General features: G+C 72.2%; 24 protein-coding genes. 11 read left to right on the forward strand and 13 right to left on the reverse strand.

Going from position 1 to position 22,360, the window contains the following annotated elements; translation table 11 throughout:
* On the reverse strand, window positions 1-600 hold the full coding sequence (locus tag ACWER9_RS02835) for a ClpP family protease (RefSeq protein ID WP_452300162.1): 600 nt from the start codon (window positions 598-600) through the stop codon (window positions 1-3).
* Between the two features lie 138 nt (window positions 601-738).
* Window positions 739-1,224, reverse strand: coding sequence for a helix-turn-helix domain-containing protein (locus tag ACWER9_RS02840; protein ID WP_452300163.1), 486 nt, complete (start codon window positions 1,222-1,224; stop codon window positions 739-741).
* A gap of 201 nt (window positions 1,225-1,425) precedes the next feature.
* Here ACWER9_RS02840 and ACWER9_RS02845 point away from each other — a divergent pair, with 201 nt between their 5' ends.
* The gene (locus tag ACWER9_RS02845) at window positions 1,426-2,439 is read left to right on the forward strand and encodes a potassium channel family protein (RefSeq protein ID WP_452300164.1); all 1,014 of its coding nucleotides are present in this window, start codon (window positions 1,426-1,428) and stop codon (window positions 2,437-2,439) included.
* A gap of 31 nt (window positions 2,440-2,470) precedes the next feature.
* On the opposite strand, the gene ACWER9_RS02850 is transcribed toward ACWER9_RS02845, so the two are convergent.
* Entirely contained in the window at window positions 2,471-2,950 is a 480-nt protein-coding gene (locus ACWER9_RS02850) for a MarR family winged helix-turn-helix transcriptional regulator (RefSeq protein ID WP_452300165.1), read from the reverse strand.
* An 82-nt stretch (window positions 2,951-3,032) separates the two neighbouring features.
* On the opposite strand from ACWER9_RS02850, the gene ACWER9_RS02855 reads away from it, so the two are divergent.
* Window positions 3,033-3,677, forward strand: coding sequence for an FMN-dependent NADH-azoreductase (locus ACWER9_RS02855; RefSeq protein ID WP_452300166.1), 645 nt, complete (start codon window positions 3,033-3,035; stop codon window positions 3,675-3,677).
* 69 nt (window positions 3,678-3,746) lie between these two features.
* Here the strand turns inward: ACWER9_RS02855 and ACWER9_RS02860 are convergent, their stop codons facing one another.
* From ACWER9_RS02860 to ACWER9_RS02870, 3 genes are all read right to left on the reverse strand, one after another.
* Window positions 3,747-4,814 carry a 2-oxoacid:ferredoxin oxidoreductase subunit beta gene (locus tag ACWER9_RS02860; RefSeq protein ID WP_452300167.1) on the reverse strand — a complete coding sequence of 356 codons (1,068 nt, stop codon included), beginning with the start codon at window positions 4,812-4,814 and terminating at the stop codon, window positions 3,747-3,749.
* Window positions 4,807-6,654, reverse strand: a complete 1,848-nt coding sequence (locus ACWER9_RS02865) for a 2-oxoacid:acceptor oxidoreductase subunit alpha (protein WP_452300168.1) — start codon at window positions 6,652-6,654, stop codon at window positions 4,807-4,809. Before ACWER9_RS02865 ends, ACWER9_RS02860 begins: the two co-directional genes overlap by 8 nt.
* Before the next feature lie 280 nt (window positions 6,655-6,934).
* The gene (locus ACWER9_RS02870) at window positions 6,935-8,404 is read right to left on the reverse strand and encodes a hypothetical protein (RefSeq protein WP_452300169.1); all 1,470 of its coding nucleotides are present in this window, start codon (window positions 8,402-8,404) and stop codon (window positions 6,935-6,937) included.
* Between the two features lie 129 nt (window positions 8,405-8,533).
* On the opposite strand from ACWER9_RS02870, the gene ndhC reads away from it, so the two are divergent.
* A complete protein-coding gene (ndhC, locus tag ACWER9_RS02875) occupies window positions 8,534-8,911 on the forward strand; it encodes an NADH-quinone oxidoreductase subunit A (protein WP_357352390.1) in 378 nt (125 codons plus the stop codon).
* A gap of 67 nt (window positions 8,912-8,978) precedes the next feature.
* On the opposite strand, the gene folP is transcribed toward ndhC, so the two are convergent.
* On the reverse strand, window positions 8,979-9,848 hold the full coding sequence (gene folP, locus ACWER9_RS02880) for a dihydropteroate synthase (RefSeq protein ID WP_452300170.1): 870 nt from the start codon (window positions 9,846-9,848) through the stop codon (window positions 8,979-8,981).
* Between the two features lie 156 nt (window positions 9,849-10,004).
* On the opposite strand from folP, the gene ACWER9_RS02885 reads away from it, so the two are divergent.
* Both ACWER9_RS02885 and ACWER9_RS02890 read left to right on the forward strand, forming a co-directional pair.
* Window positions 10,005-10,649, forward strand: coding sequence for a DivIVA domain-containing protein (locus ACWER9_RS02885; RefSeq protein ID WP_452300171.1), 645 nt, complete (start codon window positions 10,005-10,007; stop codon window positions 10,647-10,649).
* Window positions 10,646-11,143, forward strand: coding sequence for an SRPBCC family protein (locus tag ACWER9_RS02890; RefSeq protein ID WP_452300172.1), 498 nt, complete (start codon window positions 10,646-10,648; stop codon window positions 11,141-11,143). The genes ACWER9_RS02885 and ACWER9_RS02890 overlap by 4 nt, the downstream gene beginning before the upstream one ends.
* Here ACWER9_RS02890 and ACWER9_RS02895 read toward each other — a convergent pair.
* Entirely contained in the window at window positions 11,088-11,810 is a 723-nt protein-coding gene (locus tag ACWER9_RS02895) for a sterol desaturase family protein (RefSeq protein ID WP_452300173.1), read from the reverse strand. The two genes, ACWER9_RS02890 and ACWER9_RS02895, sit on opposite strands and share 56 nt — an antisense overlap.
* Before the next feature lie 137 nt (window positions 11,811-11,947).
* Here ACWER9_RS02895 and ACWER9_RS02900 point away from each other — a divergent pair, with 137 nt between their 5' ends.
* Complete coding sequence (locus ACWER9_RS02900; protein WP_452300174.1) at window positions 11,948-12,529, forward strand: DNA-3-methyladenine glycosylase I; 582 nt, start codon at window positions 11,948-11,950, stop codon at window positions 12,527-12,529.
* A gap of 13 nt (window positions 12,530-12,542) precedes the next feature.
* A complete protein-coding gene (locus ACWER9_RS02905; protein WP_452300175.1) occupies window positions 12,543-13,166 on the forward strand; it encodes a hypothetical protein in 624 nt (207 codons plus the stop codon).
* Here the strand turns inward: ACWER9_RS02905 and ACWER9_RS02910 are convergent.
* From ACWER9_RS02910 to ACWER9_RS02925, 4 genes are read right to left on the reverse strand one after another with little or no spacing between them, the layout of a single operon-like run.
* A complete protein-coding gene (locus tag ACWER9_RS02910) occupies window positions 13,163-14,404 on the reverse strand; it encodes a DUF1501 domain-containing protein (protein ID WP_452300176.1) in 1,242 nt (413 codons plus the stop codon). The genes ACWER9_RS02905 and ACWER9_RS02910 overlap by 4 nt on opposite strands.
* A 14-nt stretch (window positions 14,405-14,418) precedes the next feature.
* Window positions 14,419-15,717, reverse strand: coding sequence for a DUF1800 domain-containing protein (locus ACWER9_RS02915; protein WP_452300177.1), 1,299 nt, complete (start codon window positions 15,715-15,717; stop codon window positions 14,419-14,421).
* 59 nt (window positions 15,718-15,776) lie between these two features.
* Window positions 15,777-16,568, reverse strand: a complete 792-nt coding sequence (locus tag ACWER9_RS02920; RefSeq protein ID WP_452300178.1) for an enoyl-CoA hydratase-related protein — start codon at window positions 16,566-16,568, stop codon at window positions 15,777-15,779.
* Between the two features lie 4 nt (window positions 16,569-16,572).
* Window positions 16,573-17,391 carry a PaaX family transcriptional regulator gene (locus tag ACWER9_RS02925; RefSeq protein ID WP_452300179.1) on the reverse strand — a complete coding sequence of 273 codons (819 nt, stop codon included), beginning with the start codon at window positions 17,389-17,391 and terminating at the stop codon, window positions 16,573-16,575.
* Window positions 17,392-17,581: 190 nt separating this feature from the next.
* Between ACWER9_RS02925 and ACWER9_RS02930 the strand changes: the two genes are divergently transcribed.
* Both ACWER9_RS02930 and ACWER9_RS02935 read left to right on the forward strand, forming a co-directional pair.
* On the forward strand, window positions 17,582-17,749 hold the full coding sequence (locus ACWER9_RS02930) for a DUF3117 domain-containing protein (protein ID WP_007455245.1): 168 nt from the start codon (window positions 17,582-17,584) through the stop codon (window positions 17,747-17,749).
* 147 nt (window positions 17,750-17,896) lie between these two features.
* A complete protein-coding gene (locus ACWER9_RS02935; protein ID WP_452300185.1) occupies window positions 17,897-19,372 on the forward strand; it encodes a leucyl aminopeptidase family protein in 1,476 nt (491 codons plus the stop codon).
* Between the two features lie 54 nt (window positions 19,373-19,426).
* On the opposite strand, the gene ACWER9_RS02940 is transcribed toward ACWER9_RS02935, so the two are convergent.
* A complete protein-coding gene (locus ACWER9_RS02940; protein WP_452300186.1) occupies window positions 19,427-20,035 on the reverse strand; it encodes an O-methyltransferase in 609 nt (202 codons plus the stop codon).
* Window positions 20,036-20,292: 257 nt separating this feature from the next.
* Here ACWER9_RS02940 and ACWER9_RS02945 point away from each other — a divergent pair, with 257 nt between their 5' ends.
* Both ACWER9_RS02945 and ACWER9_RS02950 read left to right on the forward strand, forming a co-directional pair.
* On the forward strand, window positions 20,293-21,783 hold the full coding sequence (locus tag ACWER9_RS02945) for a trypsin-like peptidase domain-containing protein (protein ID WP_452300187.1): 1,491 nt from the start codon (window positions 20,293-20,295) through the stop codon (window positions 21,781-21,783).
* Between the two features lie 76 nt (window positions 21,784-21,859).
* Window positions 21,860-22,282, forward strand: a complete 423-nt coding sequence (locus ACWER9_RS02950; protein WP_452300180.1) for a preprotein translocase subunit TatB — start codon at window positions 21,860-21,862, stop codon at window positions 22,280-22,282.
* The last annotated feature ends 78 nt before the right edge of the window (window positions 22,283-22,360 follow it).

Raw genomic sequence — 22,360 nt, forward strand, 5'->3', positions numbered from 1 at the left:
TCAGAGCGTCGGCAGCTGTTCGGCTCGGGTCACCACCTGATCGATGAGGCCGTAGTCGCGGGCCTCATCGGCGGTGAACCAACGGTCCCGGTCCCAGTCCCGCTGGATCTCGTCGAGGGTCCGTCCGCTGTGCTCGGCGATCAACTCCTGCATCGTGCGCTTCACGTGCAGCATGTTCTCCGCCTGGATGGTGATGTCCGCGGCCGTCCCGCCCATCCCGCCGGACGGCTGGTGCATCATGACGCGCGAGTGCGGCAGCGCGTACCGCTTGCCGGCCGCACCCGCGCAGAGCAGGAACTGCCCCATCGAGCCGGCGAACCCGAGCGCCAGCGTCGCCACGTCGTTGCGGACGTAGCGCATCGTGTCGTAGACCGCCATCCCCGCGCTCACCGACCCGCCCGGCGAGTTGATGTAGAGGTAGATGTCCCGGTCGGCGTCCTCGGCGGCGAGCAGCAGGATCTGCGCGCAGATCTGGTTGGCCGACTCGTCGGTCACCTCGGTGCCGAGGAAGACGATCCGCTCCCGGAGCAGTCGTTCGAACACGTGGTCACCGAAGGACGGCTGCCCACCGTCAAGCATGCGTGCGCCGTACCTCATCATGTGCCGCCGCCTCCCCACCATGCCGGCGGGTGGTGGGGACCACCCGGTGGACCGGCCCCCCAAGCGTGCGGGCGACGGCGGTGGCGGGCCCAGTGATTCTGCCGCCGGCAGATCCGCCGACGGCAGAACCGGCGCGGCCTACGCGACAGTCACCCGCCGCGCGCCCGCCCGGGCCCGCGCGCAGCCCAACAACGCGGCGGTACGCGGACCGGGGCGCACGCCGCCGGCGGAGGCCGTCGCCCGAACGGAGAGGGTCGGCCCGCTCGCGCCGGGAGCCCGGTGCAGGATCGGGCCGCTGGTCCGCAGCGTGCGCTGACCCGACTCGTGTCGGGCGACAGTGGCCCGCTCGAAACGGGTCAGCACGGCCCGGGGCGCGGCCGGAATGCGGGGCTCGACCCGACGCAGGTCGTCGCGGGCCTCCTCGAGCAGGTCGGAGAGGCGGATGCCGAGCGCCCGGCAGATCGCCGCGAGCACCTCCGACGAGGCCTCCTTGCGGCCCCGTTCCACCTCGGACAGGTAGGGCACGGAGACCCCGGCGGCGGCGGCCACCTCACGCAGGGTGCGGCCCTGGCCCTGCCGGAGTCGGCGGAGCACTCCACCGATGACTCGTCGCAGCAACGACATGCCGGCCTCACTTTCGCGGTCGTCGTCGGGAACACCCTCATCATGCCCGTCCCCGGCCGTCCGGGCCGACCCGTCCGGGCCGCGCCCAGCGTGATCGCCGGGAACAGGACCTGGGTCGTCCGGCGCGACCCGGACGTGCGATCGATGTCGTACCCGCTATGTTGTGGGCGTGCAGGAGACGGCGGGGGAGCAGGTTCGACGGTGATCCATTTTCCCGCACAGCGGCGGGGCCCACTGAGCGCGTTGAGCCTCCGGCTCGCGGCCGCCCTGGGCCTGGTCTTCGCCGTGGTCGCCGCGGTCTACCTGGGCCGGGACGGCTACCGCGACGTCAACGAGGACGGCCTCACCCTCCTCGACTGCTTCTACTACGCGGTCGTGTCGCTCTCGACCACCGGGTACGGCGACATCACCCCGGCCGCGCCGTCGGCCCGGCTGGTCAACGTCCTCTTCATCACCCCGGCCCGCGTGATCTTCCTGATCATCCTGGTCGGCACCACCCTTGAAGTTCTGACCGAGCAGTACCGGACCGGCCGTCGCCTGTCGCGGTGGAGGAGAGCCGTGAAGGACCACGTCATCATCTGCGGCTACGGCACCAAGGGGCGCAGCGCCGTCTCGGCCCTGCTGGAGAACGGCCTGGACCGCTCGCGGATCGTGGTGGTGGAGCGCAGCGCCGCCGCCCTGCGGCAGGCCACGTCCGCCGGCCTGGTGGCGATCGAGGGGTCGGCGACCCGCTCGTCGGTGCTGAACGAGGCACACGTCAAGAACGCCAAGGCCGTGATCATCGCGACCGACAGTGACGACGCGTCGGTGCTCGTCGCGCTGACGGTACGGCAGCTCACCGCAGGTCAGGTCCGCATCATCGCGGCGGCCCGGGAGGCGGAGAACGCGCCACTGCTCAAGCAGAGTGGTGCGCACCACGTGATCGTCTCCTCGGCCACCGCGGGTCGGCTGCTCGGTCTCTCCACCTCGGCGCCGCCGCTTATCGACGTGGTGGAGGACCTGCTCACCCCGGGTCAGGGCATGGCGCTGGCCATGCGTTCGGCGGAGCGGGACGAGGTGGGGCGTTCGCCGCGCGAGCTGGACTCGCTGGTGATCGCTCTGGTGCGGCGGGGCAAGGTGGTCACCCTGGCCGACCGGGCCGGCGCGGTGATCGAGACCGGCGACATGCTTGTGCACGTACGCGACGACCGCCCCCAGTCGGCCACGACCGCCTGACCGTCCCGCCCGCCTGCTGTGTGCCGCGGCGTCAGCAGGTGTCGTCGGTGGTGCAGATCGCCTCGGTGCAGGTGATCGACGTGCCGGTGGACGCCCGGCTGAGCAGCTCGTAGAGCGTCTCCCGCTCGGTCGGATTCAGCGCGCCGAGCACCTCGTCCTCGGCGCTGGCTAGCGCGCATTCCGCCTCGCTGAGGCGTTTCGCACCGTTTTCGGTGAGTTCGACGACGTGTCGGCGGCGATCCTCGGGGGAGCGCCGGCGCTCGATCAGCTGCTCCGCCTCCAGGTCGTTGAGCAGCCCGACGATGTTGGTGCTGTCCATTTCCAGGATGGCGGCGAGCGCCTGTTGGCCGGTGCCGCCGCCGGCCCGCAGCACGGTGAGCGCGACCAGATGCCGGGGGCGTAGCCCCAGCGGCGCGAGCACCGACTCCGACCGTAGCCGCATCCGCCGGGCCAGGTGGTCCAGGAGCGCGCCCGAGCGGTGCTCGGAGGCGTCGAGCGGCTGGGCGGACATGTGACTCAGTCTACCGACCGAGCGGAACATCGGCCTGCTATAAATAGTTGGTGCTTCACAGACGATTCCTGGAGGAGGAATAATGCATCTGCTGCATATTGACTCGAGCATCCGCGGTGACTGGTCGGTCAGCCGGCGGCTCACCGCCCGCGCGGTCGACGCATGGCGTGCGGCGCACCCGGCCGGCACCGTGACCTACCGTGACCTGGGCGCCGACCCGCTGCCGCACCTGGACTCGGATGGCGGCCTCGCCCGGATGACGCCGCCGGATCAGCACAGCCCGGCGCAGCGCGACTCCTGGGAGCTCAGTGAGCGGCTTGTCGACGAGGTGAAGCGGGCCGACGTGGTGCTGCTCGGCCTGCCGCTCTACAACTTCGGAGCGCCCAGCAGCGTCAAGTCCTGGGTCGACCACCTGATCGTTCCCGGGCTGGCGTACGACCCGACGACGCAGGAGGGTCTGCTCGGCGGACGCGAGTTCGTGGTGCTTGCCACTCGGGGCGGCGGCTACGGCGAGGGCACCCCCCGCTCCGGCTGGGACCACGCCGAGCCATGGCTCCCGCACGGTCTGTCGATGACCGGCATGCAGCCGCGCTTCATCAGCGCCGAGCTGACCCTGGCACCGTCGGTGCCGGCGATGGCCGAGCTGATCCCGCTGCACGAGGCGAGCCTCGCGGCGGCCGAGAAGGAGATCGACAACCTCTGGACGCCGGCCACCGCCCAGCGCTGAGAAAGAGCCGGTTCGACGAGAGCGGCCGCCCCCGGATCGGGGACGGCCGCTCTCGTCAGTGCCGACGGATCAGAGGATGGTCCAGGTGTCGCCGCTGCCCAGCAGGCCGGCGAGCTGCTGCTCGGGGGTCTCGGTGACAGTGGCCTTTGCGGCCGCGAGCTGCGCCTGCACCACGCTGTCGTAGGACGGTCGGTCCACCGAGCGGAACACCCCGATCGGGGTGTTGCGCAGGTCCAGGCCGGGCAGCCGGGACAGCGCGAACGCGTACGCCGGGTCGGTCACCGTCGCGTCGTGCACGACGATCTCCTCGGGACGGACCGAGCTGGTCTCCCGGACCTCCAGACCGAAGCCACCCGGCGGGTGCACCACGCAGAACTGCCCGTCAGCGCCGCCGGGCTGCCCGTTCGGCTCGCGAGCAGCGCCGAAGGTTATCGGCTGCCCGTGCTCCAGGCGGATCAGGTAGTCGTCCCGGGTGGACGGGTCCTTGAGCTGCTCGAACGCCCCGTCGTTGAAGATGTTGCAGTTCTGGTAGATCTCCACGAAGGCCGAGCCCTCGTGCTCCGCGGCGGCCCGCAGCACCGACTGGAGGTGCTTGCGGTCGGAGTCGATGGTGCGGCCGACGAAGCTTGCCTCCGCGCCCAGGGCGAGCGAGAGCGGGTTGAACGGGGCGTCCGCCGAGCCGGCCGGGGTCGACTTGGTGACCTTGCCGACCTCGGAGGTCGGCGAGTACTGGCCCTTGGTCAGACCGTAGATCCGGTTGTTGAACAGCAGGATCTTGAGGTTGACGTTGCGCCGCAGCGCGTGGATCAGGTGGTTGCCACCGATGGATAGCGCATCGCCGTCGCCGGTGACCACCCAGACCGACAGGTCCGGCCGGGACACCGACAGGCCGGTCGCGATCGCCGGGGCCCGACCGTGGATCGAGTGCATGCCGTACGTGTTCATGTAGTACGGGAAACGCGACGAGCAGCCGATCCCGGAGACGAAGACGGTGCGCTCCCGGGGGATGTTCAGCTCCGGCATGAACTGCTGGATGGCCGCCAGGATCGCGTAGTCACCGCAGCCGGGGCACCAACGCACCTCCTGGTCGGACTTGAAGTCCTTCGCGGTGAGCTTGACGGCGACGGGCTCAGACATTCTTCAGCACCTCTTCAAGCGTCGTCTCCAGCTCGGCGGCCGTGAACGGCAGGCCACGGACCTGGTTGTAGCTGATCGCGTCGACCAGATAGCGGGCCCGGATGACGTGCGCGAGCTGACCCAGGTTCATCTCCGGGATGACCACCTTGTCGTACGACCGCAGCACCTCACCGAGGTTGGCCGGCATCGGTGCCAGGTGCCGCAGGTGCGCCTGGGCGATGGACAGACCACGCTGGCGTACCCCGCGGCAGGCCGCACCGATCGGCCCGTACGTCGAGCCCCAGCCGAGGACCAGCACCCGGGCGTCGCCGTCCGGGTCCTCCACCTCGATGTCCGGCACCGGGATGGTCTCGATCCGGGCGGCCCGGGTGCGCACCATGAAGTCGTGGTTGGCCGGGTCGTAGGAGATGTCCCCGGTCTTGTCGGCCTTCTCCAGGCCGCCGATCCGGTGCTCCAGGCCCGCCGTGCCGGGGATCGCCCACGGCCGCGCCAGGGTCTCCGGGTCACGCAGGTAGGGCAGGAAGGTGGTGCCGTCCTCGCCGTTGGGCTTGGTGGCGAACTCGACCCGCAGGTCGGGCAGCGACTCCACGTCGGGCAGCAGCCACGGCTCCGAGCCGTTGGCGACGTAGTTGTCGGACAGCAGGATCACCGGGGTGCGGTAGGTGAGCGCGATCCGGGCCGCCTCGAGTGCCGCGAAGAAGCAGTCCGACGGGGACCGGGGCGCGATCACCGCGACCGGGGCCTCGCCGTGCCGACCGTAGAGCGCCATGTTGAGGTCGGCCTGCTCGGTCTTGGTCGGCATGCCCGTCGACGGGCCGGCGCGTTGCACGTCCACGATCACCAGCGGCAGCTCCAGCGCCACCGCGAGCGAGATCGTCTCGCTCTTGAGCGCCACACCGGGGCCGCTGGTGGTGGTCACCCCGAGCGACCCGCCGTAGGAGGCGCCGAGCGCGGCGCCGACGGCGGCGATCTCGTCCTCGGCCTGCACGGTGAGGACGCCGAAACGCTTGTGCTTGCTCAGCTCGTGCAGGATGTCCGACGCGGGCGTGATCGGGTACGCGCCGAGGAAGACCGGCAGCCCGGAGCGCACCCCGGCGGCGACGAGCCCCAGCGAGAGTGCCGCGTTGCCGGTGATGTTGCGGTAGGTGCCCGGCTTCATCTTCGCCGGCTTGACCTCGTAGCGGACCGCGAAGTCCTCGGTCGTCTCGCCGAAGTTCCAGCCGGCCTTGAAGGCGGCGACGTTCGCGGCGACCAGCTCCGGACGGGCCGCGAACTTGCGCTCCAGGAAGCGCAGGGTCGACTCGTAGGGCCGGGAGTACATCCACGAGAGCAGGCCGAGGGCGAACATGTTCTTCGACCGCTCGGCGTCCTTCTTGGACACCTGGTGGGCGGCGAGCGCGCCGACGGTCATCGAGGTCAGCGCCACCGGGTGCACGACGTAGCCGACGAGCGAGTCGTCATCAAGTGGACTGGTCTGGTAGCCGACCTTGGCGAGGTTGCGCTTGGTGAACTCGTCGGTGTTGACGATGATGTCCGCGCCGCGCGGCAGGTCGGCCAGGTTGGCCTTGAGGGCCGCCGGGTTCATCGCCACCAGCACGTTGGGCGCGTCACCCGGCGTGAGGATGTCGTAGTCGGCGAAGTGCACCTGGAAGCTCGACACACCCGGCAGGGTGCCGGCGGGAGCCCGGATCTCGGCGGGGAAGTTCGGCAGCGTCGAGATGTCGTTGCCGAGCTGCGCCGTCTCCGAGGTGAACCGGTCCCCGGTCAGCTGCATGCCGTCGCCGGAGTCACCGGCGAACCGGATGACCACCCGGTCGAGTTGACGGATCTGCTTGGTCACTGTGCCACCTTCGTTCGCGACTGCGGGGCTCGCCCGGCCACGGAACCTCCTTGACGCAACGCTTCACCGCACCGCCCAGGCTGGTCCGGCCGCTGTCGTTCCTCACCTGAGAGCCTACGTCTAAGGGAGACCTAACCATCGCCGGAGGTCCGCCGACTGGGACCCGTCCGGGAGGAGAAGTGCCCGCCTTTGCGGTGTTACGCCCCGGCCGCCGTAATTCAGATCACCACCCGGTCGCGTCGATGACCCCGGCCGCGCCGGTGCCGGGGTCATCCGTCGATCAGTCGGCGGGGTTGGGCGTGGGCTCGGGCGGCGGGCCGCCGAACCGGCGGCGCAGCGAGGTCGTGGCAAGCGTGAGGGCCAGCACCACCAGCAGCGTGGAGACCACGATCAGGATGACCGCGGTGCGCTGCACCGAGGTCAACCCGCCGTCTCCGCTCGCGGCGCCGGCCGGGAGTACGCCCTGCGAGCCGGTCGGTGCGGGCGGGGAGACCACCGGCGTGGCGAGGGCGGCCGCCGCGGTGATCCGGAAGCTCATCTGCACCCGACGGGTCGGGCCGCTGCGCGGGTCGAGCTGACCGATCAGGGCACCGGACAACGGCGCTTCCCGCTGGGCCTGCGGCGTCGCTTCCACCGGCAACTGCACCTCGGCGGTCGTGCCCGCCAGCACCAGACCGGCGTCGCAGCGGGTACGCGTCGGGTCGACCGCCACGCATCCGAGTGGTGGGGCCGACACGGTCACCCCGGCCGGCAGCACGACCTCGACCCGCCCGGCGGCGTCCACCGTGCCGGTGTTGCCCAGCCGGAGCGTGAGGACGCTCGGGCCGCCGCTGATGTCGAAGGCCACCTCGTCGGCGGCGAGCGCGATCCCGGGCACCGGCGGGCCGGGCGGGAAGAGCACGGCGAAGCCCTGGTCGTCGGTCGCCTCGCCGGGCACCCCCGGCGCGTCCGCGACGACCTGGACGGAGCCGCTGAGCGGCATCTGCTTCCACGCCGTGCCGGCGACCCGCAGGCGCAGCACGGTGCTGAACCGGGCGCCCGCCTCGGCCGTCCAGGCCCCACAGCGGTACGTCCTGCCGCCGGCGGCGGCGCAGCCCTTCGTGCCGGCGTCGGTCAGCCCGGCGGGCAGCGTGTACGAGAGTCGGATCCGCTCCGCGGTGGTGCCGGTGTTGTGCACCGTGACCTCCAGGGTGGCGGCGGTGCTCGCGGTGTTCCAGTACGCCTCGGTGACGGTGACGTCGCCGGTGGTGACCTGTACGGCAAGCGGGCTCTGCTCCGGCGGCGCCGACACCGGCGCGCGCGGACGGATCGGCGGGGCCGGGGGGTTCGGCACGACCGGAGGCGCCGTCGGGGGCCCCGGGGTGGGCGGTCGGGTGGTGCCGGCCGGCGGGGGCGCGATGGTGGTCGGCGCCGGGGGGACCTCCGGGGCGGTGGTCTCCGGCGCTGCTGGCGTCGTCGCCGGTGGGGGTGCGGTGGTCTCCGGTGCCGGCTCGCTCGGGGTGGGTTCGCCGCCCGGGACCTCGGTCGGGGTGGGCTCCTGCGCCGGTGTGGTCGGGGGGCCCTCCTCTCCCGGCTCGTTGACCGGGTCGGCCGACGTCACGACCGGGTCGACGTCCGGAGTGGCCGCGCTGGCCCAGCCCGGGCCAGCGGCGAGCGCCGCGAGCAGGCCGACCGCGAGCGCGGTCGCCAGCAGGGGTGTGGCACGCCGCCCCTCCGCCCGGTTACCGGGCGATGCCTTCACGCGGGCCATCTGTCCTCCGGTGACATGGGTGGGCGTTCAGTATTCGGTAACAGTTGCCCCAGTGCACTAGTCCCATCTGGAAACAAATCCGTAACGTGTTTGGGACGGCCCGTCCGAATGGGCGGTAGGCTGCCGACTGTGACCGGATACCTGGGCTCGTACGCGACGCTCGGGCTCCTGCTGCTCGCCAGCGTTCTCTTCTTTGTTACGGCGTTCTCGGCCAACCGGGTGTTACGTCCGGCGCGTCCGGCCGACCCGCCGGGTAAGCGGGCCAGCTACGAGTGCGGGCTCGACCCGGTCGGTGCCGACTGGGCGCAGATGCAGATTCGCTACTACGTGTACGCCTACCTGTACGTGCTGTTCGCGGTCGAGGCGGTGTTCCTCTTCCCCTGGGCGGTGGTCTTCGACCGGCCGGGCTTCGGTCTGGTGACGGTGGTCGAGATGGCGGTGTTCGTGGCGGTGCTCGCGCTCGGCATCCTCTACGCCTGGCGCAGGAACATCCTCCGCTGGAGCTGAGCGCCACGGCCTCCGGCGATCGTGTCGGTCCGTCCGGCCGTTCGCGGTCGGTTACGGCGACAACCGGTCAGGCCAGCCCCCGCCGGGTCGCCGTGGGCGGGCGGTCACCGCGGATCGAGGCCACCAGATCCAGCACCCGACGGGTCGGGCCGACCTGATGGGCCCGGAAGACCCGGGCGCCCAGCCAGGCTGAGACCGCCGTCGCGGCGAGCGTCCCCTCCAACCGCTCGGCCACCGGCAGGCCCAACGTCTCACCGATGAAGTCCTTGTTGGAGAGCGCCACCAGCACCGGCCAGCCGGTTGCGGTCAGCTCGTCCAGTCGGCGGGTGACCTCCAGCGAGTGCCGGGTGTTCTTGCCGAAGTCGTGCGCCGGATCGATGAGGATCCCGTCGGGGCGTACCCCCGCCGCCGCCGCGCGCTCGGCGAGCCCGGTCACCGTCGCGACCACGTCGGCGACCACGTCGGTGAAGGCCGCCCGGTGCGGTCTGGTCCGCGGCGTGAGGCCGCCGGCGTGCGAACAGACCAGGCCGGCGCCGGTCTGCGCGGCCACCCGCATCAACGCGGGGTCGGCGCCCGACCAGGTGTCGTTGAGGAGGTCGGCGCCGGCCGCCACGGCCTCTGTCGCCACCTCGGCCCGCCAGGTGTCGATGGAGATCACCACCTCGGGAAACGCGGCTCGGACGGCGGCGATGGTGTCCACCGTGCGGCGGATCTCCTCGGCGACGTCCACGTCCGCGCCGGGGCCGGCCTTGACGCCGCCGATGTCGATGATGGCCGCGCCCTCGTCCACCGCCCGCTCCACCGCCCGCAGAGCGCTGTCGGCGGCGTAGGTGGCCCCTCGGTCGAAGAAAGAGTCCGGCGTGCGGTTGATGATCGCCATCACCACCAGCTCGCCGGGGACGAACGTGTGCCCACCCAGCCGAAGCGCCCCGGCCATGCCCGCCTCCTGGAAGTTCGCGCCGTCGCCGCCGCGTCGGCCGGTCCCGACGCTAGTCGGTCGCCGGTCCGCGATTCGGGGCGGGCGTCGGCACCGATCACGATCGGGACGGGTGGCGGGGTCGCTCCGGGCCGGCCGCCATGCCACGATCAGTACATGGGTCAGCTTCTGCTCCTCCTGGTCGTGGCGTTGACCGTCGCGGCGGTGATATTCGGCGTGACGGTGCTGGTCAGCGGCCGTGATCCCGGCCTGGTGCCAGCCGAACCGGATTCGCAGGCCGTGGCGTTGCCGGGCAGCCGCCCGCTACGCGAATCCGACGTGGGAGCGGTCCGTTTCGACACCGGGTTGCGCGGGTACCGGATGGATCAGGTCGATCAGGCGATGCGCCGTGCCGCCTACGACATCGGTTACAAGTCCGAGCTGATCGGCGTACTGGAGTCGGAGGTCATCGCGTTGCGTGAGGGGCGCACCGACGACGCGGACGTGCTGCGCCGGGCCCGCGAGCAGTCCGCCACCAAGGCGACGACCGCCGGCGAGGCGACCGAGCCGGGCACGGCGGCAGAACCGGAGACGGCAGCAGAGCTGGAGCCGGAGAAGGACGCGTCGCTGGCCGGTGAGGCGGGCGCGACCCCGGTCGGCTCGACCGCCCCCGGTCCGTTGCCGGCCGCCACCTCGTCCCCGGCCGACTCCGATGGTGTGGCGCCGGCCGCCGTGCCCGCCGCCGACGAGTCGACCGATCGTGGGCAGACCACCGACGGCACCGAGCAGCGCGACGCGGTGGCCCGGTCGGAGTCCACGTGACCCAACCGGAGGGTGCCGACGATCTTCGGGAGGCGGCCCGACCCGGTGCTGGTGAGGTGACCGCCACGGTGATCGTGGACGCCCCGGCGGAGCGGGTCTTCGCCGCGCTGCTCGCCTGGGAACGTCAGTCCGACTGGATTCCGTTCACCCGCGTCCGAGTGGTCGAGGGTGATGGGCGCGAGGGCAGCCGGATCGAGGCGGTGACCGCGCTCGGCCGGGCGACGCTGCGCGACGAGATGCGGGTGGTCCGGGTCGACGAGCCGTACGAGATCGGCGTCGTGCACCACGGCCAGTTGCTGCGTGGCCCGGGGGTGCTGCGCTGCACCCAGCTGGGTCGGGACCGCACCCAGGTCGTCTGGCACGAGTGGTTCCACCTGCCGGGCGGCCGAGCCGGTCGACTGGCGTGGCCGGTGCTCTGGCCCGGCTCCAAGCTCGGCCTCACCCAGGCGCTGAAGAGGTTTGCCCGTCTGGTCGAGCAGGGCCGGCTGCCCTGACCGTGCGGCCCGGTGCCGGCTGCCAGCCCGGCGCGCGGAAGAGGTGCCCGACGCGGTGCCGCCAGGTCACCGCCGCGCGCAGGTCCCGGGCGATCGAGGCGTACTCGTGGAAGGCCACCCGGACCGGGTTGTAGCTGTCCACGTTCTTGGTCAGGCCGTACACGCAGCGCTCCTGTTCCGGCGCGAACGAGCCGAAGAGCCGGTCCCAGACGATCAGGATGCCGCCGAAGTTGCGGTCCAGGTAGCTGCCCTGCGACGCGTGGTGCACCCGGTGGTGTGACGGGGTGTTGAACACCGCCTCGTACCAGCGCGGCATCCTGTCGATCCGCTCGGTGTGGATCCAGAACTGGTAGAGCAGGTTGACCGAGCCGCAGAACGCGACAACCGCCGGGTGTACGCCGGCCACGATCAGCGGGAGGTAGAACACCCAACTGGTCAGGCCGGTCCACGGTTGGCGCAGCGCGGTCGAGAGGTTGAACCGCTGCGACGAGTGGTGCAGGTCGGCGACGATGCTGCCCAACCCCATGGTCAGGCTGGTCGCGGTGTCCGCGCCGCCGTAGCCGACCTCGTCGTCGTCGCGGTGCAGCAGGTAGGAGACCCGCTCCAGCACGATGAGCAGCACGAAGGCCGGGATCGACCAGGCGATGACGTCCGGGAACTCCTTCACCGCGCGGCCTCCGCTCGCCGTGACCGGCCGGGGCGCACCGCTGGGTGACCTCGACCTACCGGTCGGTAACAAGCACCATAGGCAGCCGGACGGCAGGTGGCAATGGGGTGTCGGTGCGATGCCCTAGCGTGTACGAGGTGACTGACCTGGTGATCGGTGCCGACGGGCTGGCGCGCTGTGCCTGGGGGTCGAGCACCCCCGACTACGCCGTCTACCACGACACGGAGTGGGGGCGGCCGCTGCGCGGCGACGACGCGCTCTACGAGCGGATGACGCTCGAAGCGTTCCAGTCCGGGTTATCCTGGCTGACCATCCTGCGCAAGCGTCCGGCGTTCCGGCTGGCCTTCGACGAGTTCCACCTGCCGACCGTCGCCAGCTACGACGACGCCGACGTGACCCGGCTGCTCGCCGACGCCGGCATCGTCCGTAACCGGGCCAAGATCGAGGCGGCCATCGCCAACGCCCGGGCCGCGCTGGAGCTGCCGGAGGGCCTGTCCGTGCTGCTCTGGTCCTTCGCGCCGGAGCGCCGGCCCGCCCGCCCCGCCTCGTTCGCCGAGCTCGCGCCGATCACCCCGGAGTCGACGGCGATGGCCAAGGCCCTCAAGAAGCGCGGCTTCCGGTTCGTCGGCCCGACCACCGCCTACGCGCTGATGCAGGCCACCGGCATGGTCGACGATCACATCGTCGGCTGTCACGTCACCGTCGCCCCGGCGGCATGATGAGATGTCAGGCATGACGACCGAGACCGCGCACCGGGCCGGTGCGGCCGGCCACACCGACGGGGAGGGCACCTGGGCGGTGCTGCTGCCCGCCGAGCGCTACGAGGCCGAGCGGCTCGTGCACCACGACACGCTGGAGCTGACCGGGCTGGTCGGTGTCAGCCGGCCCGGCCTGGGCGACCAGGTGGCCGTCCTGGTCGACGGGCCGCCACGGCTGGTGGCCCTCGGTCGGGTCAGCGCGCCGGGGCAGCGCCACCGCGAAGACCCGGACGACCCGCAGTCGCCCGTCGAGCCGGCCACGCTCGTCGTCGCGTACACCCGTCGGGCCTTCGACGAGCCGGTGCCGGCCGACCTGCTGACGCTCGACGGGCCGGTCACCGCTGTCGACCCGGCGGCCTTCCGGGCGCTCGCCGACCAGCTCGGCCCGCCCCCGGCCCGGCGCACCTGGCTGGTCAGCCTCGACCTGCCGATCGAGGCCGGCACGCCGGCCGAGGCGGTTCGGCTGTTCTGGTCCTACGTGCAGGAGTTGGGGCCGCGGGAGCTGCCCGCGTTCGTCTCGCCAGCCGGTGACGAGCTGGCCATGCAGGCTTTCGTGCTTGGCGAGCAGGCCAATCAGGACCCGGAAGAGGACGACTAGAACAGCTTGTCCACCCGTCCACGCCAGTCGGCGAGGACCGGACCCGGGTCGGTGTCCAGCACTCGTTCCAGCAGTGTGGCGTAGACGTCCCGGAAGTCGGTGGTGTACTTCAGGTCGCCGTCGTCGAGGTCGGTGAGGCTCGGCGGTGCGCCGTGCCAACCACCCCGGACGCCCGCGCCGAGCAGCAGCACGTCGGACGCGGTGCCGTGGTCGGTGCCGTCCGAGGCGTTGGCTCGGACCCGACGGCCGAACTCGGAGTAGACCGCCACCACCACCTTCCGGCCCGCCTCGGTACGACTCATCCGGTCGGCGAACCTGGTCAACGCCCGGTCCAACTGGCCCAGCAGGACGGCCTGCAACTGCTTCTCGTCGGCGTGTGTGTCGAAGCCGCCGAGCGACACCGAGAAGGCCCGGGTGGACACTCCCGCCTCGACGCACTGCGCGACCAGATCGAGCTGCGCGTCAAGCGGTGTGCCTGCCCCTCCGGTGGCCGTCGCGGGGGCCTGCTCGCCGTCCGGGTCCGCCGTGTCCGGGTCGGCGGAGTCACGGACCTCGCGGATCATCTCGTCCACCGAGCGCATGTCGGCGAAGCAGGCGGCGGCACGACTCCGGGCCGCCGACTCGCCCGCCTCCGCGACGGCGAACGCGGTGAGCGTCTCCGCCGACAGCCCCTTGGCGGCCTTGCGGTCGGTCACCGGCACGGCCGCGCCGGCGCTCTCCGCACCGGCCAGCAGCGGCGGGAGCGCCGGCTCGAAGGAGACCGCCAGCCGGGGGTCGCCACCGGCCCGGTCCAACCACCGCCCGAGCCAGCCGGTGTTGCCGGGCCGGTCCGGTTGCGCGGTGTGCCAGATGTCCATCGACCGGAAGTGGCTGCGGTCCGGCTTCGGGTAGCCGACCCCGCGCACGATCGCCAACCCACCACCGGACCAGCGCTCGTGCAGGCCGGCAAGCGCCGGGTTGAGGGCGACGTCGTCGTCCAACCGCAGCAGCTCCCCGTCCGGGTACGCCAGCTCCGGGCGAGCCGCCCGGTAGGCCGGGTCGCCGTGCGGGATGACCGTGTTGAGCCCGTCGTTGCCGCCGTAGAGGGTCACCAGCACCAGCGTGCGGGACTGCGGATCGCGGTCCCCGCTGGTGTCCAGCAGGTCCCGCAGGCTGTACGCGCCGGCCCCGGCGGCCAGCGCGCCCGCGCCGACCACTCCACTGGTCAGCAGGAACCTGCGTCGGGTCAGGGTGTCCATGTCGGCTCCTCCGCTCAGCTGACGGTGTATTCGGGGCTGACCAGTCCGGCGATCAGCAGCTTGCGGGGCTCACCGGCAAGCGGGGTGAGGGCGGCGCGGGTGCGCGCGCCCCAGCCGTCGACCACGAGCAGTCGGGCCAGCGCGTCCGGTCGCCCGGCGGTGGGCGCGGCGGTCAGCCGGGCCAGCACCGCTGGTGCCGTGGCGGCGGCGAGCACCCCGGCCGTGCGCAGTCGGGCCTGCAACGAGGAGGTGGTCAGCCAGGCGGCCCCGGCCGGCCAACCACCCACGCTCGGCGGACGCAACGGCACCTGGTCCAGCGCGTTCAGGCCGGTCAGCAGTTGCTTGCGCTGCTGCTCGGGCAACGCGGACGGCCGGATGCCGAGCTGCCGCAGCGCGCCGACCAGCCACTCCACCGGTTGCTTGACGAGGGTGCCCCGGGTCTGGGCGAAGGCAGGTGCGGAGAGGACCGCGCGCACCGTCGCGATGGTGTCCGCGCCGGCCAGACCGTCCGGTGCGGGGGTGTCGCCGCCCGCGTAGCGGAACCAGATCCGCCCGGCCACGAAGGTCGCCGCCGCCGGTTGGGTGGCCAGCAGACCGGCGTACGCCTCGGCGTCGAACCGGCCGCTCTGCCCGAGGATCGTCTTCTCGCCGGGGTCGTGCCGCTTGGGCTCGAAGCGGGCCACTCCGGTACGCCGGTCCACCACCCAGCCGGTGAGCGCCCGCGCGCCGGCCTTGACGTCGGCCTCGCCGTAGGCGCCGATGCCGAGGGTGAAGAGCTCCATCAGCTCGCGGGCCAGATTCTCGTTCGGTGCCTTGCGGGTGTTCTTCTGCCCGTCCAGCCAGACGATCAGGGCGGGGTCGCGCACCATCGCGGCGACAAGCGGGCCCAGCGGCCCACGAGCATGTCGGCGCAGCGTCTCCAGTTGGCCCAGCATCAACCGCGCCGACTTGACCTTCTGCGCGCTCGTGGCCCAGTGCCCGTGCCAGAAGAAGAGCAACTTCTCGGTCAGCCCGTCGTCGGCGGCCACCATCCGGTCCAGCCACCACTCGGTGACCTGCTGGAGTTGCTTGCGGCGCTCCGCGTTGGCCTGCTGTCGCTGCTCGCGGGTGGAGTCCTTGCTCAGCCCGGCGTACGGGTCCGCCGGCAGCGTCGGGAGCGGCGTGGCCGCCGCACCCCGGTCCGTCGCGGGCGGGGTGAGCAGCCGGTCCAGGGTCGCCGCCGGCCCGGCCCGCTCGGCCGCGTCCACCTCGGCGGCGGTCGGCCCGAAGGTGGCCCGGCGCAGCAGGTGTGCCACCGCTTCACGATCGCTCATACCGGCCGACGCTAGGCGGCGGGTGTTCGAGGACGGTAAGGGTGGCGTCCGGATCGCGTTCAGCGTCCCTCGAAGACCGGTTTCTGCTTGCCGACGAAGGCGAGGGTGGCCGCCCGGTGGTCGGCGGTGGCACCGCAGATCGACTGGGCCTGCGCCTCGGCGGAGAGGGCGTCGGCGAGGGTGCCGGCGTCGGCGATGGAGAGCTGCCGCTTGATCGCCCCGTACGCGACGGTCGGGCCGGCGGCGAGGCGGGCGGCCAACTCCTGGGCGACCGGCAACACCTGCTCGTCGTCGTCAGTCAACCTGTTGAGCAGGCCCAACCGGCAGGCCTCCTCGGCGCGGACCGGCTCGGCAAGCATCAGCAGCTCCACGGCCTTGGCGTGGCCGACAAGTCGGGGAAGCGTCCAGGAGGCGCCGGTGTCGGCGGCCAGACCGACCTTGGCGAAGGCCATCAGGAAACTGGTGGTCGGACCACCGATGCGGATGTCGGCCAGGAAGGCCAGCGACGCGCCCGCCCCGGCGGCCATCCCGCGAACCGCGGCGATCACCGGCTTGGGCAGGTTGGCGAGCCGGGCGGCGATCGGGTTGTAGTGCGCTCGCACGGTGCCCAGCGGGTCACTCGCGGAGTTCTCCAGGGTGGCCACGTGCTCGCGCAGATCCTGCCCGGCGCTGAACGACCCGCCGGCCCCGGCCAGGACGACCGCGCGGCAGGACCTGTCGGTCTCCAGCTCGGCCAGGGCGTCCCGCAGCGCCTCCTTGAGCGCCACGTCGAACGCGTTCATGGCGTTCGGCCGGTTCAGCGTGAGGGTGACGACGGCATCGGTCCGGTCGACAAGCAGCGGCTCGGTCACGTGTCTAACGACCCTTCTGTCGGACGATGCGGTTGCCGGCGTCGAGGCACTGCTCGACGTACCGGTCGGCGGCCGGACGCAGGCGAGCCGCGTGCCGGTCGAAGAAGCTGGCCGCGGCGGTGCCGGGCCACCGCTCGGGCAGCAGCGCCGGGGGCAGCTGCGGATCTTGGAAGAGGAACGTACGCCACGCGTGCACGAGTCGGAACCGCGTCGCGTACGCCTCCTCGTCGCTGCTGCGGACGGTGACGGCGGCGAGCAGCGGGCGCTGGTCGGCGACGAACCGCTCGTAGGCGCGGCCGATCTCGGCCAGGTTCCACGCACGTCGGACCACGCCCATCGCGCCGGGGGTGCCGGAGAAGTGTGCGGCGGTGAACCGTTCGAACCGGATGCCGGTCTCGGCGAGGAGCAGGTCGACGTCCTCAGCGGGGCGGGTGGCGACCCAGGTCTGCTCGTCGAGCGTCCCGTAACCGAGGAAGCTCAGGTTGGCGGCGAGCCGCTGGCGGTCCCGCCGGGAGCCCGGGGCCTCCAACACCAGCAGATCGAACCGGCCGTCCCAGGTGACCCGGCCGGTCCGGTAGATCCGGGCCGCTGCCTCGTCGAGTCGCCGGGCGGCTTTCGGTGTGATCGAATATCCCGGCCCGGAGACCAACCGGAGGGGTTCGAGCCAGCCCTGACGCACCATCCGGGAGACGGCGGTGCGAACTGCTGGCGGTGCGATTCCCAGCGGCGCCAGTAGCTTGACCAGGGCAGCAACCGGTGCCCGGCCACCCCTCGGCCGGAGGTGGTCGCCGTACAGGTCGAAGAGTGCCGACCGTGCCTGCATGACCGCACATTGTGACAGGCCTTCTCAAGATAAGCTAGATGCTGTTACATCAATGCTGCTCCGGTTTGGGTCCGGCGGTGTTCATCAGGGAAAATCGTCAGTCGACACCCCCGTGACCGTTGCGGGTGGTCGTGACGAAGTGGCTGTGGGGCAACCCACCGACCCTGGTGTAGGTCTGAGGGGAGACAACATGGCGGCGATGAAGCCGCGGACGGGCGACGGTCCGCTGGAAGTCACCAAGGAGGGGCGGGGCATCGTCATGCGGGTCCCGCTGGAGGGCGGTGGCCGGCTCGTCGTCGAGATGACTCCCGACGAGGCCAACGCGCTCGGTGACGCACTGAAGGCAGCGGCCGGCTGAGTAAGGAGTGCTCCGGGCGGCTCACGCCGCCCGGAACGTTCTTCGGACCCTGGGCCACCGGATTCGCCGGTGGCTCAGGGTCTTCAACGCTGCGGGCAGGCGGGTTCGCTGCCGGTCCGCGACACTTTCCTGGAGGTACGGTTCCGCGTGCTCGCCATCCGTCTGATCGCCGAGCCCGACCGGCTCGACGTCCTCGTCCTGCCCGTCCGCCCCGGCGATTCGACGGCGGACGGTGACATCTCGGCCCAGCCCGTGTCGACCGCCGTGGTGGCCCCGGACGGCACAGCCGACGAGGCCGACGCGCTGGTGTCAGCGGCCCGACTGAACGGCCGGCCCGGCGAGATCCACACCCAGCTGCGCCCCGGGCGTACCCCCGGCCGGTTGCTGCTGCTCGGCATCGGGGCCGGCGACGAGGCGGCCTGGCGGACGGCCGGCGCGGCCCTGGCCCGCTCCGCCGCAGCTGAGACGCATATCACCCTCGCGCTGCCGGCCGAGGTGACCCCGGCCGCAGTTCGCGGGCTGGCCGAGGGCTTGCTGCTCGCCCCGTACCGGTTCCGACTCACCGAGGCCGGTGACCGGCCGGCGCTCACCGGCGTCGACCTGCTGCTCGCCGACCCGACCACGTACGAGGACACCCTCACTTCGGCCCGGACCACGGCGGCGATGACCCACCTCGCCCGGGACCTGACCAACACCCCCTCCTCGGTGAAGACGCCGCAGTGGTTCGCCGATCAGGTGGCCTCCGCCGCCTCCGATCTTCCGGACCTGCGGCTGCGGGTCCGCGGCCCGGACGAGCTGACCGCCGAGGGCTTCGGCGGGATCCTCGCCGTGGGTGGTGGCTCCGCCAGCGGCCCCCGACTCGTCGAACTGGACTGGCACCCCGCCGACGCCCGCACCCACGTGGTGCTTGTCGGCAAGGGCATCACCTTCGACACCGGCGGCATCTCGATCAAGCCGGTGGCGTCGATGAAGCTGATGCGCAAGGACATGGCCGGCGCGGCCGCCGTCGTCGCCGCCACGGTTGGCGCCGCCGCGCTGCGGCTGCCGATCCGGATCACCACGCTGGCCCCGCTCGCCGAGAACATGGTCAGCGGCGCGGCCTTCCGCCCCGGCGACGTCATCCGGCACTACGGCGGCACGACGAGCGAGACGACCAACTCCGACGCCGAGGGGCGACTGGTCCTCGCCGACGCGCTCGCGTACGCGGTCCAGCAGCTCAAGCCGGACCTGCTCATCGACCTGGCCACGCTCACCGGCGCGAACTCGGTGGCGCTGGGCAAGCGCACCGCCGCCCTCTACAGCGAGAACGACGAACTTGCCGCAAGCGTGCTGGCCGCGGCCGAGGCGGCCGGTGAGTCGGCGTGGCGGATGCCGCTGCACACCGACTACGTCGAGTACCTCGGCAGTGAGATCGCCGACCTCTACAGCGCACCGACCCAGGGCGCCGGGTCGGTGCTCGCCGCGCTCTACCTGCGCGAGTTCACCGGCGAACTCCGGGACCGCTGGCTGCACCTGGACATGTCAGCCCCGTCCTGGGCCGACGGCGACCAGGCCGAGGTCAGTCGCGGCGCCACCGGCTGGGGTGTCAGGTCGTTGCTGCGCTGGCTCGCCGACCTCACCTAGGCAGTGGGTCAGCGCCCCGGCTCGCCCGGGGCTCTGACCCGTCCTGCGCCCGGATCAGCACTTCACCGCGGCGAGCAGCCCGTGCCCGACCGGAAGCAGCGCGGGGGTCCAGTGCTCCGACTCCCGGACCGCCTTGATCGTCTCGCGAACCGTCACCGTCTCCGCGTCCCGGGCAGCCGGGTCGCCGATCCGGTCGCTGGCCAGCACGCCGTTGAGCGCCAGCACGCCGCCCGGGCGCAACAGCCGCAACGCCGCCTCGACACAGGCGTGGAAGCCGGTCGCCTCCGCATCCACGAAGACCAGGTCGTACGCACCGTCGGCGAGCCGGGGCAGCACGTCGAGCGCCCGACCGGTGATGATCCGGGTGCGACCGGCCGCGAAGCCCGCCTCGGTGAAGATCCGCCGGGCGATCCGCTGGTGCTCCACCTCCACGTCGATGGTGGTGAGCACGCCGTCGGCGCGCATGCCGCGCAGCAACCAGACGCCACTCACCCCGGTGCCGGTGCCGATCTCGACCACCGCACGGGCATTGCCGGCGGCGGCGAGCAGCCGCAACGCCGCCCCCGCGCCGGGAGTGACCGCGTCGAGGCCCACCTCCCGGGCCAGGCTGCGGGCGGTACGCAGAACGAGATCCTCGGTGACGTACGACTCGGCGAACTGCAGAGCCTGCGTCGAACTGCCGGAACCGGCGACCGTGGCGATGGGGCACCTCCGGGGGCGGTGCGTGGTGCGGGGGCGGGTTGGCACTGTGAGCGTAGAGGCGACCGTCGTGGGGCGCAGCCGCGCCTCCGTCGGAACCGATCACCGGGGCAACCGCTGACTGCACCGCGTACTTCCGTGCAATCCTGGAGGCGGTATCCCGTCAGCCGCGACCGGACCGGCCCGTGGCCGGGCGACGCGGCGCGGGATCCAGGGACGGACTGGGAGGCACCGACGTGACCGACGGCTGGGACTGGCGCCGGGGCGGTGAGACTCCGGCTCCGGCGCGACCGCCCGGGGCAGGAGCCCCGTCGGTGGGACCGCCGAGCACGCCGGGGGCTGACCCCACGCACCCCGCCCCGCCAGGAGGCGGGCCGGCACCGGGCTGGCCGGCGTCTCCTGCCGGTTCGCCGGCTTCGGGCTGGCCGGCGTCTCCTGCTGGCTCTGCGGCTGCTGGCGGGCCGGCGGCGAGTTGGCCGGCACCGGCCTCGGGCGGGCACCCAACGGCCGACGCGTCGCCCTGGTGGTCGGACGCGCTCGCCGACCCGTGGCGCGACCCGGCGGCACCTACCGCTGTGGTGATGCCCGGGGCGGTGGCCCCCGGTGCCGAACCCGAGCCGGTCACCGACCCCGACGCGCCGGGCCGGCCGACACTGCGGCAGCTGTTGCTCATTCCCGTGCTCACCGCTCTCCTGGCCGGCACCCTCGGCGGTGCGCTGGGCTACGCGTTCGCGGTCCGCGGCGGCGCCGGGGCGGCGGTCCTCGGTGCTGCGCCGGCGGAGGTGCCGGCGTTGGCGCAACGCAAACCGGAGTCGCTGGCCGGGGTCGCCGATCGTGTCCTGCCCAGTGTGGTCACCGTCCGGGTCAGCAGCCTCGGCGGCACCAGTGAGGGCTCCGGGTTCATCGCCACCGCCGACGGCCATGTGATCACCAACGACCACGTGGTGGCTGGCGGCACCGGCAAGGCCTCGGTGGTCTTCAACGACGGCAGCACCGCCCCGGCGACAATCGTCGGTCAGGACGCCGAGTCGGACATCGCGGTGATCAAGGTCAGTCGTCCCGGGCTGCGGCCGGTGGAGTTCGGGGACTCCGACGCGCTGGCGGTCGGCGACCCGGTGCTCGCCATCGGCTCGCCGTTGTCGCTTGCCAACACTGTCACCGCCGGCATCGTGAGTGCCCTGGACCGGACGATGCAAGCCGGTGAGCCGGGCGGCCCGGTGCGCTACTACGCGGCCATCCAGACCGACGCCGCAGTCAACCACGGCAACTCGGGCGGCCCGCTCGTCGACGGCGCCGGCCGGGTGGTCGGGGTGAACTCCACGATCAAGTCGCTTGTCGCCGAGGGTCAGGAGGCAGGCAACATCGGGCTCGCCTTCGCCATCCCGATCAACCAGGCCAAGCGGGTGACCCAGGACATCATCGGCACCGGCAAGGCCCGGCGTACGGTGATCGGCGCCCGGGTCGACGGCCCGACCGGGGTCGTCGGGGGTGGTCTACGGCTGGCCGAGGTGGCGCCGTCCGGCCCCGCTGACGGAGCCGGGTTGAAGGTCGGTGACGTGATTCTCAAGATCAATGGGCGACCGATGACCGAGCCGACGGACCTCACCGCGTTGGTCCGCAAGTACGCGCCGGGCTCGGTCGTGACAGTCGAGTATCGGCGGGGCACCACCCGGCAGAACACCTCGGTAACACTCGCCGCGGACGCGAAGTGAACAGCGGCGCACCCCTTGCCGGGAAGCCGTCCGGCGTGCGTAGTCTTGCTGCTGACGCCGAGAGGAGGCCCGCGGGATGCTCGACAACCTGAACTGGTGGGAGATCGGTGCGCTGCTGCTCCTGGCGCTGTTGATCTTCGGCGACCGGCTCCCCGCCGTGATCACTGACGGCCTGCGGTTGGTGCGCAACCTGCGCAACATGGCCCGCAACGCCACCGGCGACCTGAGCCGTGAGCTCGGCACCGACATCCAACTGGAAGACCTGCACCCGAAGGCGTTCATCCGTAAGCACCTCCTCAGCGAGGAGGACGAGGCGGCGATCCGCAAGCCGCTGCAGGGCGTCTACGACAACCTGCGCGCGGACGTCAGCGGCGTGCACAACGACCTCAAGGACGTGGCAAGCGCCGCCGACCTTCGGTCGAACGAGGCCCGGTCCGGCACGGCCACCAGCAGCCCCACCGCGCCAGCCCCCCGCGTCAGCTACGACGACGCCACCTGACCGGGTCGATCACGCCGGACCGCACGCCGCGCCGGACCGCACGCCGCGCCGGACCGCACGCCGCGCCGGACCGCACGC

The organism is Micromonospora sp. NPDC003944 (assembly GCF_053605225.1).